We start from the raw sequence: 15,330 nt of genomic DNA on the forward strand, positions 1-15,330 counted from the left end.
ACTCGCTCTCATAATTTCGCACGATTTTTATCTGGAGTTACCCTATGAACGCAGTTGCCGAAACCACCGCCCCGCTGATTTTCACTGACAGTGCCGCAGGCAAGGTCCGCGAGTTGATCGAAGAAGAAGGCAACACCAATCTGAAGCTACGCGTTTTCGTCACCGGCGGTGGCTGCTCCGGCTTCCAGTACGGTTTCACCTTTGACGAAGAAGTCGCCGAAGACGACACCGTGATGGAAAAAGACGGCGTCACCCTGCTGATCGACCCGATGAGCTTCCAGTACCTGAGCGGTGCCGAGATTGACTACAGCGAAGGTCTTGAAGGATCGCAGTTCGTGATCCGCAATCCGAACGCCACTTCGACCTGCGGCTGCGGCTCCTCCTTCTCGGCCTAAGCGGCAGAGCGGCCGGCGCCAGACGCAACGGCCACAATCAAAGGCCACCGATGCACATCGGTGGCCTTTATATTTTTGTTCCGGCAGTCAGCATCCACATATCGCCGCCCGTATTGCTGTTCAGGCGGCATGATTGCAGTGACTGCCACTCAGTCGCGCCATACCCAAGTAATACCGCGACGCTCGATTTCGCAACGAATATCCGCCAGCGCCTGCTCGACCCGCAGCGGCTCGCCTTCGACCCCCAACTCCAGATGCTTGCGCTCCTTGCCGATCAATGAGGGCAGCGAAAACAGGCGCAGATCGGGATAGACAGCAACGATCCGCTCCATCAGGTCAAGCAAGGCACTTTCGTAGGCATTCGGGCCAGTCAGCAGCATCGCCTTCTCGACTCGCCCGGCCACCGGCTGAAATTGCTCGCGGTAGAAGGTATCGAGTGCCCACTCAAGCATGGGATGCGCCATCTGCGGAAAGCCGGGCACAAAATAATGTTCATGCGTCATGAAGCCGGCAATCCGGTTGAACGGGTTGGGGATCATCTGCACACCTTGCGGGAAAGTGACCAGCAATTTGCGCTGTTCGGTGATCTCCTCGCCGGCAAAGCGAATCTTCAGTTCCTCAAAAGCGGCAGCATGCAACTCCAGGCCGACACCAAGCGCCTGCGCCACCGCCTGACGGGTGTGATCGTCCGGGGTATTGCCGATGCCTCCGCAGGAAAAAACCACGTCACCGGCGGCCATGGTGCGGCGAAAAGTTGCCGCCAGCCGCTCGCGGTCGTCGCCGAGATACTCGACCCACGACAACCGCAAGCCACGCAGGGCCAGCATCTCGGCAATTTTGGCGAAGTGTTTGTCCTGGCGCTTGCCGGACAGGATTTCGTCACCAATGATGATTGCGCCAAAGGTTTTCATGCAGCAGATTCTCCGAAAAAATAAGCGCCAACAGCGACTCAGTCGGGAATCCGCTCGGCCTCGCCAAGCAGCAAGGCCTCGCCGCGCAAGCGGCGCAAGGATTCCAGACCGAGGTGCACATAAGCCAGCGCGGCCAGCGCCGGCACCAGCAGCCCCACAAACGGCAGGTGCGCCAGCACCGCCATCAGCAGGCCGAGCAGGAACATCGCTTGCCGCTGCTCGCGCTGCAACAGCGCCCATTCACCCGCATTGGCATGCTGCGCCAGGGCGTCGTAAGCAAAGGTACGGCGATTGAACCAGGCCATCAGCAACAGCGGCAGGATCAGCCCCAGGCCGGGAATCAGCCACAGCGGCACGGTCGCCAGCCAGGCGGCAATAAACAAAAATGCCGCCCACAGGCTGTTGACCGTGGCAGCAATAAAACTGTCCGCCCCCAGCGGTGCAACATCGGCGTATTCGCCACGAGCCAGATGGCGCAGCATCAAGGGCAGCACCAGCACGGCGGCGAGCAAGGCGGTGGTCAGGTAAGCGGCGGCGAAAATCGCCATCCAGCCGCCCAGCCAGGCCAGCAAATTGGCCAGCCAGATCAAGCCCCACGAGGCGAGCAGCGTCATCGGCGGATTGGCCAGCAGCCAGTCGACCACTGCGCCGACGCCCCAAATCGCCAGCCCCATCCAGATAAAAAACGCCGCAGCCGCCGGTGCCAGCAGGTAGAACCAGACCACCGGGCTGCGCAAACTGCCGAGCGAGCGCATCAGCGCCAGCGCCACCAGTCCGAGTGCGTCGGTCAGTGATTGACTCATGTGCGCCCGGCCTTCGCCGAAAGATTAGCCATTGCGTATCCCTTCCCATTGTTTTTGCAGCCGCTTGACCGAGACCGGCACCGGCGTGCGTAACTCCTGAGCATACAAGCCGACGCGCAATTCTTCCAGCAGCCAGCGGAATTGCTCGATTTGCGGGTCGACCGTGTGCAGTTTGGCCAATTGCACCGCCCGCCGTTCGTAATTGATCCACAAGGCCGCGTATTCGGCCATCGCCTGCGCGTCGCGGCTGGCACCGGCGGCGCCGCCGGCCTTGAGCTTGTCGAGACGGACGGTAATCGCCTTGAGGTAACGCGGGTAGTGCTGCAAGCGCTCGAACGGCGTATCAAGTACGAAACGCTTGCCCACCAGACGTTTCAACTGCGCCTCGACATCCTGGACTACCGCTGGGTAAGCCTTGAAACCAGCCAGTTTCTTGGTTGCCGCCTGCCACTCGGAGAGAACGGTGCCAACCAGGCGGCAGATTTCCTGCATGATCAGCCCCAACCGTGCCTTGGCCTCGGCACAGCGCGCCTTGAAGGCTTCCGGCGTGGTCGGCAGAGGTTCAGCGAGACAGGCGCGGGCAAAGGTCAGATCGACGATCTGGCGCTTGAGTTCATCAGTCGTCCCCAGCGCCATGTACTGCATCCCCATCTGGGTCAGCCCCGGCACGTTCTTGTCGAAATACTTCACCTGCTCCTTGAACTGCAGCATGTACAGCCGCAGCAAGCCCTGGCGATGCACCTCGGCCGCTTCTTCCGCCGAGTCGAAGACCTTAAGACTAACGCTTTCGCCGTCGTCGCTCAGGCCGGGGTAGCCGATCACCGTCTGCCCAGAGACCGGCACTTCCATCAACTCTGGCAGTTCGCCGAAGCTCCAGTCGGTCAATTGAGTGTATTCCGACGGCGTTTCATGCAATTCGGCGAATTCCTGCTTCGCTGAGTTGCCCCACTCGCCGCGCAGCGCAACCAGGCTGCGGTTCATATCCAGCTGGCGGCCGTGCTCGTCGATCAACTTGTAGTTCATCGAGAAATGCGCCGGCAGCGCGTCGGGCCGGAAGGCATCCGGCGTCACCGCCCAGCCCCGGGCATTGAGGCCGCGCGCTTCAAGGATGTAGTCGATCAGGGGCGGCAACAGGCCCTGATTGAGCTTCTTGTCGTTGCCTTGCACGGTCGACAGGAATTCCTCGACAAATTCCGGCACCGGCACCAGCTTGGCGCGGATGCGCTGCGGCAGCGTCTTAATCAACTGCACCAGCTTTTCCTTGATCAGCCCCGGCACCAGCCACTCCATGCGCGCCGCCGGAATCTGGTTAAGCTGCGCCAGCGGCAAGGTCAGGGTGACGCCGTCCTTCGGCGAACCCGGCTCGAAGTGGTAGCTGAGCCCGTACTCGACGCCGCCGACCTTGATCTGATGCGGGAAGGCCTCGGTGGTGACGCCGGCGGCCGAGTGCCGCATCAGGTCATCCTTGGCCAGGAACAGCAGTTTGGCGTTTTCCTGCTCAGCGGTTTTGCGCCAGTGGTCGAAGGTAACGCCGTTGTGCACGCCTTCGGGAATCAGGTGGTCGTAGAAGGCGTAGATCAGTTCGTCGTCGACCAGCACATCCTGCCGCCGCTGCTTGTGCTCGATCTTCTCAATATCGCGGATCTGCTTCTGGTTGTGCTGATAGAAGGGCCAGCGCTTGGCGTAGGTCTCGTCGATCTCTTCGGCGACCAAGCCCTGGCGAATGAAGATGTCGCGCGACTCGGACGGCGCCAGCGGCCCGTAATGGATGCGCCGCTTGGGATTGATCACCACGCCGTAGAGCGTCGTCCGCTCCCAGGCCGCAACCTGCATCGCCTTCTTTTCCCAGTGCGGGTCAAAATACTGGCGCTTGATCAGATGCGCGCCGACCTTCTCGATCCAGTCGGCCTCGATCTTGGCGACGCAACGCCCGAACAGGCGGGTGGTTTCGGTGATCTCGGCGGCCATGATCCACTTGCCGGCCTTTTTCTGCAGCGGCGACGAAGGATGGATCAGGTAGCGGATACCGCGTGCGCCGAGGTAATAGCCGGATTCGTCCGACTTGCAGCCAATGTTGCCGAGCAGGCCGGAAAGCAAGGCCATGTGGATCGCATCGTAGGTGCCGGGCAGTTCGTTTTCCTTCCAGCCCAGCTCGGTCACCATCGCGTGCAACTGGCCATGCACTTCGCGCCATTCGCGCAGCCGCAAATACGACAGGAAATGCGCGTGGACCGTGTCCACCAGCGATTTATTCGATTTTTTATGGTCGACCGCGTGCTTGAACCAATTCCACAGCTTGACCCAGGTCAGGAACTCCGATTTCTCGTCGGCCCATTGCTTGTGCTTCTCGTCCGCCGCCTGCTGGCGCTCCTGCGGCCGTTCGCGCGGGTCCTGCACCGACAGCGCGGCGGCGATGATCAGCATCTCGTGCAGACAGCCGAGATCGCGGGCGGCGACCAGCATGCGGCCGATGCGCGGATCGAGCGGCAGCTTGGCCAGCGCCTCGCCGACCTTGGTCAGCCGATTCTCGTCATCGAGCGCGCCAAGTTCCTGCAGCAGCGCGTAACCGTCGCTGATCGCCTTGTTCGGCGGCGGCTCGATGAAAGGGAAGGTCTCGACATCGGCCAGACGCAGCGACTTCATGCGCAGAATCACGCCGGCCAGCGACGAGCGCAGGATTTCCGGATCGGTAAACGGCGCCCGCGCGTTGAAATCGGCCTCGTCGTACAAGCGCACACACACCCCGGCGGCGACCCGGCCGCAACGTCCGGCGCGCTGCCGCGCGGCGGCCTGCGAAATCTTCTCGACCTGCAACTGCTCGACCTTGTTGCGGTAGGAGTAACGCTTGACCCGCGCCAGACCGGTGTCGATCACGTAGCGAATGCCGGGCACGGTGAGCGAGGTTTCGGCGACGTTGGTCGCCAGCACGATCCGCCGCTGACCGCCGGACGACTTGAAAATCCGGTCCTGGTCGCCAGCCGACAGGCGCGAGAACAGCGGCAGGATTTCCGGTGCGTGCGCCGAACTCATCCCCGGCCGCGCCAGCGCTCGCTTGCGCAAGGCCTCGGCCGCCTCGCGGATTTCGCGCTCGCCGGGCAGAAAGACCAGAATATCGCCAGGCCCGAGGCGCGCCAGTTCGTCGGCGGCATCGACAATTGCGTCGTACAGATCGCGCTCGTCGTCCTGCTTGTCGAGATCATCAACCGGCCGGTAACGCACCTCGACCGGATAAAGCCGGCCCGAGACTTCGATAATCGGCGCTTTTTTGCCGTTGACCGTGAAATGCTCGGCAAAACGCTCGGCGTCGATGGTCGCCGAGGTGATGATCACCTTGAGGTCGGGCCGCTTGGCCAGCAACTGCTTGAGGTAGCCGAGCAGGAAGTCGATGTTGAGGCTGCGCTCGTGCGCCTCGTCGATGATGATCGCCTCGTAGGCGTTGAGGAAAGGATCGGACTGCGACTCGGCGAGCAGGATGCCGTCGGTCATCAGCTTGACCCAGCTATCCACGGTCGACTTGTCGTGGAAGCGGATTTTGACGCCCACCCCCGCCCCCACCTGAGTTTTCAGTTCCTGCGCCAGACGGGTCGCGACCGAACGCGCCGCCAGCCGGCGCGGCTGGGTATGGCCGATCAGGCCACGCGCGCCAATTCCAAGATCGAGACAGATCTTCGGCAACTGCGTGGTCTTGCCCGAGCCGGTCTCACCGCAGACGATCACCACCTGATGCCGGGCAATCAGCTCGGCAATCTCGCCGCGCCGCTCATTGACCGGCAGATCGTCCTGAAACTCCGGACGCGGCAACTTCGCGCGCCGCGCCGCCACCGCCGCCTGCGAGCGCTCTAACAACGCCGCCAGCTCGGCCTGCAGTTTTTGCTTTTTGTCGCCGGTCGACCGTGACACTTCACGCGCCAATCCCGACCAGCGCTTCAAATCCGCCGTCAATCCAGCAAACGCGGCAGACGCCCGCGCACCCAAGCTCGGCGCCTGCGGACGCCGTTCCGTTCTTTCTTGTCTCATTGCAACCAGGGAGGAAAACGAGGGGGGATTCTACCGCGACCGCCGCGCCCCGCCCTCAATACCCTTCCGGTACCGCCACCACCCGGGCGCGGCCGTCGGGGAGTTGTTCGAAGGTGGCGTAGCGTTTGGGGTACTTGACCGAAAAATTGGGCGTCACCCGTTCCGGCAGGCAGGGCTGGCCGTTGATCTGCGGCGGCGAGAAGATCACTTCACTTTCAGGGATTTGCGAGCGTCGACCGTAGACTTCGACAAAGTTGGCGATACGCGGCCGGAGCGGGAAGTGCTTGCCTTCGAAAAACAGCGAACCGATGTATTGCGGCACTTCGCCGGCACCGCGCCGCTCGATCGAAGCGGCGTACCAGCGGCCGCTGTAGCCGGCGGGCGGCGACACCTGCTCACGTACCAGACGATAGCTGTAGTGGCCGCTGCGCCAGGCGTAGCGGCTGCGTACGCTGGCAAATTCGCCTTCGTAGCCGTCGGCTTCGTAATACGTCTCCGCCTCACCGCGCATGAAGGCCAGCGGGACCTTGCCGCCGTCGCGCGCCCAGCGCGAAAACAGTGCGCCCCGCCCGATGGTCAGCGGCTTTTGCTGATGCAGGGAATTCCAGGCATGGACCTGGGTTTGCAAACCGCCATAGGCGGCAATTTCGGCCAGGCGGATCAGGCCCAGTGGCGCGATGTAGAGCGCGTAGTCGGCACTCACCTCGCGCACGATCTCGAAATCAACCCGCAATTCCTGCAAATCATCGGTGGTTTGCGAGCATTTCCACCACACATTGACCAAGGCGAAGGGATAGACCGGCGGCCGCCGGTCGGAGGCCAAAGCCAGCCCAGGGAGGCAAGCCAGCAGACAGAACCAGCGGCACAAAACAATCAACTTTTTCTCCTCGTGCGGCAGCGTGCCGTAAGGGGCATGGTAGAACAAGGCAGATGCATCAAGGGCCACCCGCAAAATGACATTGAGCTAAAGAACAATACAAGGCATGATTCCCCCTCTACCTGATTCAGAGAGCCCAAAAAACCATTCAAATTCCTGCTGGCTTTTTAATCGACCCTCTGCACCGCCTCGGCGGTGCTTCTGGCCCGTTTTTACGGTCAACCGTAAAAACGGGCTTTTTTTGCCCGGAAAACTGCAAGTCAGCCTTGATAGCCAGGGACAAGCACTCACGAGCCACAACGCCCCAAGCGATGCCCCATGGTGTCACTCTGCGCCTGCCGGCGATATGCGGCCACTGGACTGCAGCACCATGGGCGTTAGCCGCCCCTCCCGCCCAGGGCAAATAATCAGCGTGAACAGCGAGCGGGCGCGACAATTCGACGCATCGGCAAATGCTGATGTAGCAATTATGATGGGAACTCACCAGACAGGCCTCCCTCGGGACAAGCCCTAACTTGCCCGCCCTGCCCACCCCCCGGCAGGGCGTTTTTTTGCGCAGCGACGGCGACCGTCGCAGGGTGATTTTTCCTAGCCCCAGATTCTGGTCGCGCCAACGCTGAGCAGTCCCAGCCAGGTAGCCAGCAGGGAGCCGGCCAGATGCGCCCCGGCCAGCCCCAGGGCCAAGATCAATTGTCCGGCCAGCAGGCGCTCGACCACCTCGGCAGAAAAAGTCGAGAAGGTGGTCAACCCGCCGAGAAAACCGGTGATCGCAAACAACTTGAGCGCCAGCGGCCACTGCGCATGCAGATGAAACAGGCCGACGGCAACCCCGACCAGATAGCCGCCGAGGAGGTTGGCGGCCAGCGTTCCCAAAGGCAAGGCCAGCCACAACGGATTGAGCAGAACCCCCAATCCCCAGCGCAACCAGGCCCCCAGGGCTGCGCCGCTGCCAACCGCGAGAAAACCGAGCGCATTCATCGGCGATACTCCCTTATAAAAAAACGCCAGCCGCAAGCCCGGCGACAACTGGTTTACGCTAACAGTGCAATCAATCGCTGCCAGCCCGCGCCGGCATTGTAACCGGCTGCGCGAGCCGCTTCCGAGGCTGCTATATTTGCATCTCATGACTTACCGCCATGACCGCCAGAATCGACTGCCCGGCCTGCCCGTGCGTAAACTGCTGCTTGCCGGCATTGTTCTGGTTGCCCTGATCGTCAGCCTGACGGCCTACGAAACCTTCAGTCGGCGCGACCGCGCCTACGCAGCCGTAGAGCGGGATCTGAAGCTGCTTGCCACTGCGATGAGCGGTTATACCGCTCGCACCTTTCAATCGCTCGAACTGATGCTCCGCAACATCGAGGCCGACCTGCACGACCTACGCCTCGACCACCCGGCGGACATGGCCGAAGCTACCCGGATTCTGCGCGCGCGCCAATCCGATTTTCCCATGGTTGCCTCACTCAACTTGCTGGGCAGCGAGGGCGAACTGCTGGCTGCCGCGATCCCGATTCCTGCACCACGCCCCCACTATGGCGACCGCGATTATTTCCGCGAAGCCAGGGCTCGCAGCGAAAGCAAGCGGGTCTATATCGGTCGCCCGATTTTTGGCCGCAAGTCGCAACGCTGGGCAATCCCGGTCATCCTCAACCGCCATGATGCCCAAGGCCGCTTCATCGGTGCCATCTATGCCGGCATCGATATCGAGAAGCTGACCGATTACTACCAGAGCATCAGCCGCATCGAAGGTGCGGTCACCACGCTGTACCGTGCCGATGCCCGCCTGCTGGCCCGCACCCCGGCCCAGGCCGAGGCTTACGACAAGGACTACGCCGACATCGACGTCTTTCGCGCGCGCCAGTTACAGGCTGCCGACGGCTTTTATCACGGCCGCGATCCCGGCGACGGTACGCCGCGCAGCGTGGCCTATCGCAGCATTGACGAATTCGGGCTGCTGCTCAATGTTTCAGCCAACGAGGAACTGATCGAAAGCAGTTGGCGCCAGACCCTGGCCCTGCCCCTCGTCACCTCGCTGGCCGGGCTGCTGCTGTGCCTGACCCTGCTTGCGATTGCCTGGCGCCAGTGGCGCAACCACCGCGAACTGCAAAGCCGCTTTGCCTGGCAGGCCAACCACGATGCCGCCACCGGCCTGCCCAACCGCTTCCTGTTCGAGGACCGGCTGCAAAAGGCGCTGCACGCGGCCCAGCGCAGCCGGACACCGCTGGCGCTGATGTTCATCGACCTCGACAATTTCAAGCGGATCAACGACTCGCTCGGCCATGCTGCCGGCGACCAGGTCCTGCGCACGGCGGCCGTCTGGCTGCGCACCTGTGTCCGCGAAAGCGACACAGTCGCCCGCCTGGGCGGCGACGAATTTGCGATCCTGCTGCCTGAACTCGCCGCCGAAAGCGACGTCGGGGTCGTTGCCGGCAAAATCCTGCAGCAATTCAACACCCCGATGCACATCGGCGAACAGGCACTGACCATCACCGCCAGCATCGGCATCGCCACCTTCCCGCGCGATGGCAGCGATGCGGCACAAATGATGGTCAGCGCCGATGCGGCGATGTATCAGGCCAAGGAAGGCGGCCGCAATCTGGTCTGCCACTTCAACCAGACTCTGGCCGACGCGATTTCCCGTCGGCTGCAAATTGAAACCCGACTCCAGGATGCCCTTGAACGCGACGAGTTTTCGCTGGTCTTCCAGCCCGTGGTCGATGCCAGCAGCGGCCTGCCGGTCGCGGCCGAAGCCCTGCTCCGCTGGAATTCGGCCGAACTCGGCCCGGTGCCGCCGGACGAGTTCATCCCGGTCGCCGAGAGCATCGGGCTGATTCCGGCCATCGGCGAATACGTGCTGCGCGAAGCCTGCCGCCAGGCGGCGCTTTGGCCTGCCATCGCCAGCCAGCGTCTGCGCCTGTCGGTCAATGTCTCGGCCCGCCAACTGGAACAGGCTGGATTCCGCCAACTGGTCAGCCAAACCCTGGAACAATGCGGCCTTCCCCCCGAAAGGCTGGCGCTGGAAATCACCGAGAGTCTGCTGGTCACCCCCGACTCGGCGGCCTGCAAACAATTGCGCGCACTGCGCGAACTCGGTATTGGTGTCGCCATCGATGACTTCGGTACCGGTTATTCCTCGCTGTCCTACCTGTCGCGCTTTCCCTTCAACTCGCTGAAGATCGACCGCGCCTTTGTCGCCCGAATCGAAGACAGCGCCGCCGACCGCATCCTGGTCCGCGCCATCGTCGCGCTCGCTCACGGCCTTGGCCTGCATGCCGTTGGCGAGGGCGTCGAGAACGAAAACCAGCGTTTGCTGCTCAGTGAAAGCGGCTGTCGCTGGCTGCAGGGCTATCTGTTCTCACGGCCGCTGCCCGCTGCCCAGTTCGCCGACTGGCTGGCCGCCCGGAATACCGCGCAGAACGCGGCTGCCGACGCACCCCGCGTCACGGGTTAAAATACCGCCCATTCCGGCGCTGCATGCGCTGGCCGCTGCGCCGCCGACGGCCCCGGCCGATGTTGCAGCCATTTGACCGACTTCAACCCGTTTTTTCCCGACCGCCCATGAGCGCCCCCAACGACAAGAATACCGCCCCGGCCCCGGCCGCCAATTTCATCCGCAACCTCGTCGAAGCCGATCTCGCCGCCGGCAAGCACGCCCAGCGCCGCTGGGCCGGCCAGCCCGGCACCGCTGCCGAGCACGCGGCAGCCGAACTCGACCCGGCAAAAATCCGCACCCGCTTCCCGCCTGAGCCGAACGGCTACCTGCACTTTGGCCACGCCAAGTCGATCCTGCTCAACTTCGGCCTGGCCCAGGAATTCGGCGGCCGCTGCCACCTGCGCTTCGACGATACCAATCCGGAAAAAGAAGAGCAGGAATACGTCGATTCGATCATCGACGCCGTGAAATGGCTGGGCTGTTCCTGGGAAAAGGAAGGCGAAACCAATCTCTACTACGCCTCCAACTACTTCGACTGGATGGTCGCCTTCGCCGAATACCTGATTTCGGCCGGCCACGCCTATGTCGATAGCCAGAGTGCCGAGGAAATGCGCGCCAATCGCGGCACGCTGACCCAGCCGGGCAAGGATTCGCCGTTCCGCAACCGTTCGGTCGCCGAGAACATGGACCTGTTCAAGCGCATGCAGGCCGGCGAGTTCCCCGACGGCACCCACATCCTGCGCGCCAAGATCGACATGAGCGCCCCCAACATCAACCTGCGCGACCCGGCGATCTACCGCATCCGCCACGCGGTGCACCACAACACCGGCGACAAGTGGAAGGTGTACCCGATGTACACCTTCGCGCACCCGATCGAGGACGCGCTGGAGAACATCACCCACTCGCTGTGCACCCTCGAATTCGAAGATCAGCGTCCGTTCTACGACTGGCTGCTCGCCCGCCTGGCCGAAGGCGGCCTGCTGCAGCGCCCGCTGCCGCAGCAGATCGAGTTCTCGCGCCTCAACCTGACCTATGTCGTGCTCTCCAAGCGCAAGCTGATCCAACTGGTCGAGGAAAAGCACGTCGACGGCTGGGACGATCCGCGCATGCCGACCCTGGTCGGTGCCCGTCGCCGGGGTTATGCACCGGAAGGCTTCAAGCTCTTTGCCGACCGCATCGGCATTTCCAAGAACGATTCGCTGATCGACTACGTGCTGTTCGAAGATGCGATGCGCGAGGTGATGAACCTCTCCGACGAGCGCCGCGTCGGCGTGCTCGATCCGCTCAAGCTGATCATCGACAACTACCCGGCTGGCCAGTTCGAAGACTGCCACGCGCCCAACCACCCGCTCAAGCCGGAACTCGGCGAGCGCAGCATGCCCTTCGGACGCGAACTGTGGATCGAAGCCGAAGACTTCCAGGAAGTGCCGGAAAAGGGCTTCCGCCGCCTCTTCCCCGGCAACAAGGCCCGCCTGCGCTACGGCTACGTGGTTGAATGCACCGGCTGCGACAAGGACGAAAACGGCAAGGTGATCGCGGTCCACTGCACCTATTTGCCCGAAACCAAGTCCGGCACGCCGGGCGCTGACAGCGTCAAGGTCAAGGGCAACCTGCACTGGGTCTCGGCTGCGCACGCCTACCCCGCCGAAATCCGCCTCTACGACCGGCTGTTTGCCGTGCCCGCCCCCGGCGCCCGCCGCGAAGGCGATGCGCCGGAACTGGAGCGCAATTTCCTCGACGATCTGAATCCAAACTCGAAGACGACGATCACCGCGATGCTCGAACCCTCGCTGAAGAACGCCGCACCCGAGCAGCGCTTCCAGTTCGAGCGCCACGGCTACTTCGTTGCTGACCGCATCGACTCGCAAGCCGGCGCACCGGTGTTCAACCGCGCCGTCACCCTCAAGGATTCGTGGGGCAAGGCCTGATGCAGGACTGCGGACACGCCCTGCGCCATTTTTCGGCTTCGGCCGCAAGCGAGGCCTGAGATGGCCGGCAGCTGGGGCTGTCCGCACGAGGTCAACGACCATTGCCGCAAGGTCAATGACCTCCCCTGCAATCCCGGGATGAAAGGCTGCGAACTCGCCGGCCGCTTCCGCTTTGCCGACAAGAGCAAGAACGAGCGTTACTGGGAAAAGAAAGCGCGGGAACAGGCCGGCAAGCAAGGCGACCCGGCATGACCTGCAACCAAGACCAGCCTCGCCGCTCCAGCCTTTAACACAATGCCCCGTAACGTCGCCCAACTCGGCCAGGTGTTCACGCCACCGCAGGTCGTCGAATTCATGCTCGATCTCTGCCGCAACAACGGCCGGGTGCTTGAGCCATCGGCCGGTGACGGGGCGTTTTTCCATGCCTTGCAGCAACGCGGCCAGGACTGCGTCGGGATCGAAGTCGATGCCCGGGTAGCCCCGACCGGAGCACGGGTAATGGATTTTTTCGACTTTCCGCTCAAGGAGCAATTCGCCAGCATTGTCGGCAATCCGCCCTATGTGCGGCTGCAGGATGTCACGGTCGACACCCGTAACAAGCTGAAATCGCCGCTCTTCGACCAGCGCAGCAATCTTTTCCTGTTTTTCATCGAGAAGTGCGTGCGCCACTTGTTGCCGGGCGGCGAGTTGGTGTTCATCGTGCCGCGTGAATTCGTCAAGCTGACTGCTGCCCGAAAGCTCAACCGCTGGCTGTTCGAACAAGGCAGCATCACCCACTTTTTCGAGACCGGCGACCGCCGCGTATTTGGCGAACACACGCCGAATTGCGCCATTTTCCGTTTCGAGAAGGGCCGCTTCGACCGGCGCATGGCCGACGGCCGGATGTTTACCGAAGTTGATGGCCAATTGATGTTCCTGCGCGGCGATTACCCGCTGTCGCTGGGCGACCTGTTTTCGGTCAAGGTCGGCGGTGTTTCCGGCGCCGACGACATTTTCGCCCATCCCGACGGCAACATGGATTTCGTCTGCTCGAAGACTGTCGACACCGGAGAAACCCGGCGCATGTTCTACGAGGTCGAGAACGACTGGCTGCGGGCGCACAAGCCGCAATTGCTGGCCCGCCGCGTGACCGAGTTCAACGAAAGCAACTGGTGGCGCTGGGGGCGCCACTTCCCGCTCAATGACTTGCCACGAATTTACGTCAATGGCCGCACGCGCAAGACCGAGCCCTTTTTCCTGCACGACTGTCCGGCTTTCGACGGCTCGGTGCTGGCGCTCTTCCCCAAACACGCCGGCCTCTCCCGCCGCGACCTGATCGCCTGCACGACCATGCTCAACCGCCAGGTCGATTGGCAGGAACTCGGCTTCGTCTGCGACGGCCGTTTCCTGTTTACCCAGCGCAGCCTGCAAACCTGCCGCCTGCCTGCCGAATTTTCCCGTTTCCTGCCACCCGCGACCACCGCGACCGGCATGCCCGATCTCCAGAACGCCAAGGAACTTCCATGACCTTCACCCAGCAACTGGCTGCCGCCTGGCAGAAAAACAACTCCCTGCTCTGCGTCGGCCTTGATCCGGATCCGGCCAAGTTCCCGGTTCATCTGCAAGGCCGCGACGACGCAATTTTCGAGTTCTGCAAAAGCATCGTCGACGCCACCGCCGACCTGGTCTGCTCGTTCAAGCCGCAGATTGCCTACTTTGCTGCCCGTCGCGCCGAAGACCAGCTGGAGGCGCTGATTGCCCACATCCATGAACAGCACCCCGGCATCCCGGTGATTCTCGATTCCAAGCGCGGCGACATCGGCTCGACCGCCGAGCAATACGCGGTCGAGGCCTTCGAACGTTTCAAAGCTGACGCCGTCACGGTCAACCCCTACATGGGCCGCGATTCGGTCGAGCCTTATCTGGCCCACCCGGATAAAGGCGTGATCCTGCTTTGCCGCACCTCCAACCCCGGCGGCTCCGACCTGCAATTCCTCGACGTTGGTGGTGAAAAACTCTACGAGCGAGTCGCTCGGCTGGCCGCCACCGACTGGAACAGCAGCGGCCAGATCGGCCTGGTGGTCGGCGCCACCTTCCCCGCCGAGATCGCCCGCGTCCGCGCATTGGTCGGCGACGTACCGCTCTTGGTCCCCGGCATCGGCGCCCAGGGCGGCGACATCGAAGCCACGGTCAAGGCCGGCCGCACGGCCAACGCCACCGGCCTGATGATCAATTCCTCGCGCGCCATCCTCTACGCCGGCAAGGGAGAGGATTTCACCGCAGCCGCCCGCACCGCCGCGCTGGAAACGCGTGACACCATCAACCAGTTTCGTTAACCCGGCAACGCCATGGAATTCGACCTGAGCCAGATACCGGCACAGCCGACGTTTTACTTGCTGGCCAGCAACGCCATTCAACCCAGGCCGATCGCCTGGATCAGCACGGTGGGGAGCGACGGCAGTACCAACCTAGCGCCGTTTTCCTTCTTCACCGTGGCCTGCATCGCCCCGCCGGTCCTCAGCGTCACGCTTACCTGGCGGCGCTCCAGCACCGGCTTGTCACCGGAAAAGGACACCCTGCGCAACTTGCGCACAAACGGCGAATGCGTCATCAACATCGTCACTGAACCTCTAGCCGCCAGCATGAACCAAACCTGCGGTGACTACCCGCCACAGACTAGCGAAATCGACGTACTAGGCATCACCACCATGCCCAGCAGGCAAGTCGGACCACCGGGCGTCGTCGCCTCGCCGGTCCGTTTCGAGTGTCGCCTGCGCCAACTGATTCCGCTCGGTGAAGGCCCGGGCAGTAGTCACATTGCGCTGCTTGACGTCCTTCATGTCCATGCCGACGATGCGGTATTGAGTAACGGCATGGTTGATCCCGACAAACTGGCCTCGGTCGGAAAGCTGGGCGGCGACGGCTATGCCACGACGGACAACCGTTTTTTCCTACCCCGTCCGATCATCGGCCAATGAGCCACCAAGGAG

Annotated in this window: 12 protein-coding genes; 7 read left to right on the forward strand and 5 right to left on the reverse strand. The window is 62.7% G+C overall.

The window, feature by feature from the left end:
- Positions 1 to 44: 44 nt before the first annotated feature.
- Positions 45 to 395: an iron-sulfur cluster insertion protein ErpA gene (erpA, locus tag VX159_RS12745; protein ID WP_371323262.1), complete on the forward strand. Its 351-nt coding sequence runs from the start codon at positions 45 to 47 to the stop codon at positions 393 to 395.
- 149 nt (positions 396 to 544) lie between these two features.
- On the opposite strand, the gene VX159_RS12750 is transcribed toward erpA, so the two are convergent.
- The 5 genes from VX159_RS12750 to crcB form a co-directional block, all read right to left on the reverse strand.
- Positions 545 to 1,306 (reverse strand): competence/damage-inducible protein A, encoded by a 762-nt coding sequence (locus tag VX159_RS12750; protein ID WP_371323263.1) that lies wholly within the window; start codon positions 1,304 to 1,306, stop codon positions 545 to 547.
- A gap of 38 nt (positions 1,307 to 1,344) precedes the next feature.
- On the reverse strand, positions 1,345 to 2,109 hold the full coding sequence (locus tag VX159_RS12755) for an EI24 domain-containing protein (protein ID WP_371323264.1): 765 nt from the start codon (positions 2,107 to 2,109) through the stop codon (positions 1,345 to 1,347).
- A gap of 24 nt (positions 2,110 to 2,133) precedes the next feature.
- Complete coding sequence (gene hrpA, locus VX159_RS12760) at positions 2,134 to 6,126, reverse strand: ATP-dependent RNA helicase HrpA (RefSeq protein WP_371323265.1); 3,993 nt, start codon at positions 6,124 to 6,126, stop codon at positions 2,134 to 2,136.
- 55 nt (positions 6,127 to 6,181) lie between these two features.
- On the reverse strand, positions 6,182 to 7,051 hold the full coding sequence (locus tag VX159_RS12765) for a hypothetical protein (RefSeq protein WP_371323266.1): 870 nt from the start codon (positions 7,049 to 7,051) through the stop codon (positions 6,182 to 6,184).
- 540 nt (positions 7,052 to 7,591) lie between these two features.
- Positions 7,592 to 7,981, reverse strand: a complete 390-nt coding sequence (gene crcB, locus VX159_RS12770) for a fluoride efflux transporter CrcB (RefSeq protein WP_371323267.1) — start codon at positions 7,979 to 7,981, stop codon at positions 7,592 to 7,594.
- Between the two features lie 145 nt (positions 7,982 to 8,126).
- Here crcB and VX159_RS12775 point away from each other — a divergent pair, with 145 nt between their 5' ends.
- The 6 genes from VX159_RS12775 to VX159_RS12800 all read left to right on the forward strand — a co-directional run bounded on the left by VX159_RS12775 (position 8,127) and on the right by VX159_RS12800 (position 15,318).
- Positions 8,127 to 10,451 (forward strand): putative bifunctional diguanylate cyclase/phosphodiesterase, encoded by a 2,325-nt coding sequence (locus VX159_RS12775; RefSeq protein ID WP_371323268.1) that lies wholly within the window; start codon positions 8,127 to 8,129, stop codon positions 10,449 to 10,451.
- 107 nt (positions 10,452 to 10,558) lie between these two features.
- A complete protein-coding gene (locus VX159_RS12780) occupies positions 10,559 to 12,361 on the forward strand; it encodes a glutamine--tRNA ligase/YqeY domain fusion protein (protein WP_371323269.1) in 1,803 nt (600 codons plus the stop codon).
- Between the two features lie 60 nt (positions 12,362 to 12,421).
- Complete coding sequence (locus VX159_RS12785) at positions 12,422 to 12,613, forward strand: hypothetical protein (protein WP_371323270.1); 192 nt, start codon at positions 12,422 to 12,424, stop codon at positions 12,611 to 12,613.
- 42 nt (positions 12,614 to 12,655) lie between these two features.
- Entirely contained in the window at positions 12,656 to 13,867 is a 1,212-nt protein-coding gene (locus VX159_RS12790) for an Eco57I restriction-modification methylase domain-containing protein (RefSeq protein WP_371323271.1), read from the forward strand.
- Positions 13,864 to 14,676, forward strand: coding sequence for an orotidine-5'-phosphate decarboxylase (gene pyrF, locus VX159_RS12795; RefSeq protein ID WP_371323272.1), 813 nt, complete (start codon positions 13,864 to 13,866; stop codon positions 14,674 to 14,676). The genes VX159_RS12790 and pyrF overlap by 4 nt, the downstream gene beginning before the upstream one ends.
- 12 nt (positions 14,677 to 14,688) lie before the next feature.
- On the forward strand, positions 14,689 to 15,318 hold the full coding sequence (locus tag VX159_RS12800; protein WP_371323273.1) for a flavin reductase family protein: 630 nt from the start codon (positions 14,689 to 14,691) through the stop codon (positions 15,316 to 15,318).
- The last annotated feature ends 12 nt before the right edge of the window (positions 15,319 to 15,330 follow it).

Source organism: Dechloromonas sp. ZY10, assembly GCF_041378895.1.
In the GTDB taxonomy this organism is placed as follows: Bacteria; Pseudomonadota; Gammaproteobacteria; order Burkholderiales; family Rhodocyclaceae; genus Azonexus; species Azonexus aquae.

What these genes read in the sequence shown, in the direction of transcription:
- erpA (WP_371323262.1), top strand. Translation starts at nt 45, where the DNA reads ATGAACGCAGTTGCCGAAACCACCGCCCCGCTGATTTTCACTGACAGT.
- VX159_RS12750 (WP_371323263.1), bottom strand. Translation starts at nt 1,306, where the DNA reads ATGAAAACCTTTGGCGCAATCATCATTGGTGACGAAATCCTGTCCGGC.
- VX159_RS12755 (WP_371323264.1), bottom strand. Translation starts at nt 2,109, where the DNA reads ATGAGTCAATCACTGACCGACGCACTCGGACTGGTGGCGCTGGCGCTG.
- hrpA (WP_371323265.1), bottom strand. Translation starts at nt 6,126, where the DNA reads ATGAGACAAGAAAGAACGGAACGGCGTCCGCAGGCGCCGAGCTTGGGT.
- crcB (WP_371323267.1), bottom strand. Translation starts at nt 7,981, where the DNA reads ATGAATGCGCTCGGTTTTCTCGCGGTTGGCAGCGGCGCAGCCCTGGGG.
- VX159_RS12775 (WP_371323268.1), top strand. Translation starts at nt 8,127, where the DNA reads ATGACTTACCGCCATGACCGCCAGAATCGACTGCCCGGCCTGCCCGTG.
- VX159_RS12780 (WP_371323269.1), top strand. Translation starts at nt 10,559, where the DNA reads ATGAGCGCCCCCAACGACAAGAATACCGCCCCGGCCCCGGCCGCCAAT.
- VX159_RS12785 (WP_371323270.1), top strand. Translation starts at nt 12,422, where the DNA reads ATGGCCGGCAGCTGGGGCTGTCCGCACGAGGTCAACGACCATTGCCGC.
- VX159_RS12790 (WP_371323271.1), top strand. Translation starts at nt 12,656, where the DNA reads ATGCCCCGTAACGTCGCCCAACTCGGCCAGGTGTTCACGCCACCGCAG.
- pyrF (WP_371323272.1), top strand. Translation starts at nt 13,864, where the DNA reads ATGACCTTCACCCAGCAACTGGCTGCCGCCTGGCAGAAAAACAACTCC.
- VX159_RS12800 (WP_371323273.1), top strand. Translation starts at nt 14,689, where the DNA reads ATGGAATTCGACCTGAGCCAGATACCGGCACAGCCGACGTTTTACTTG.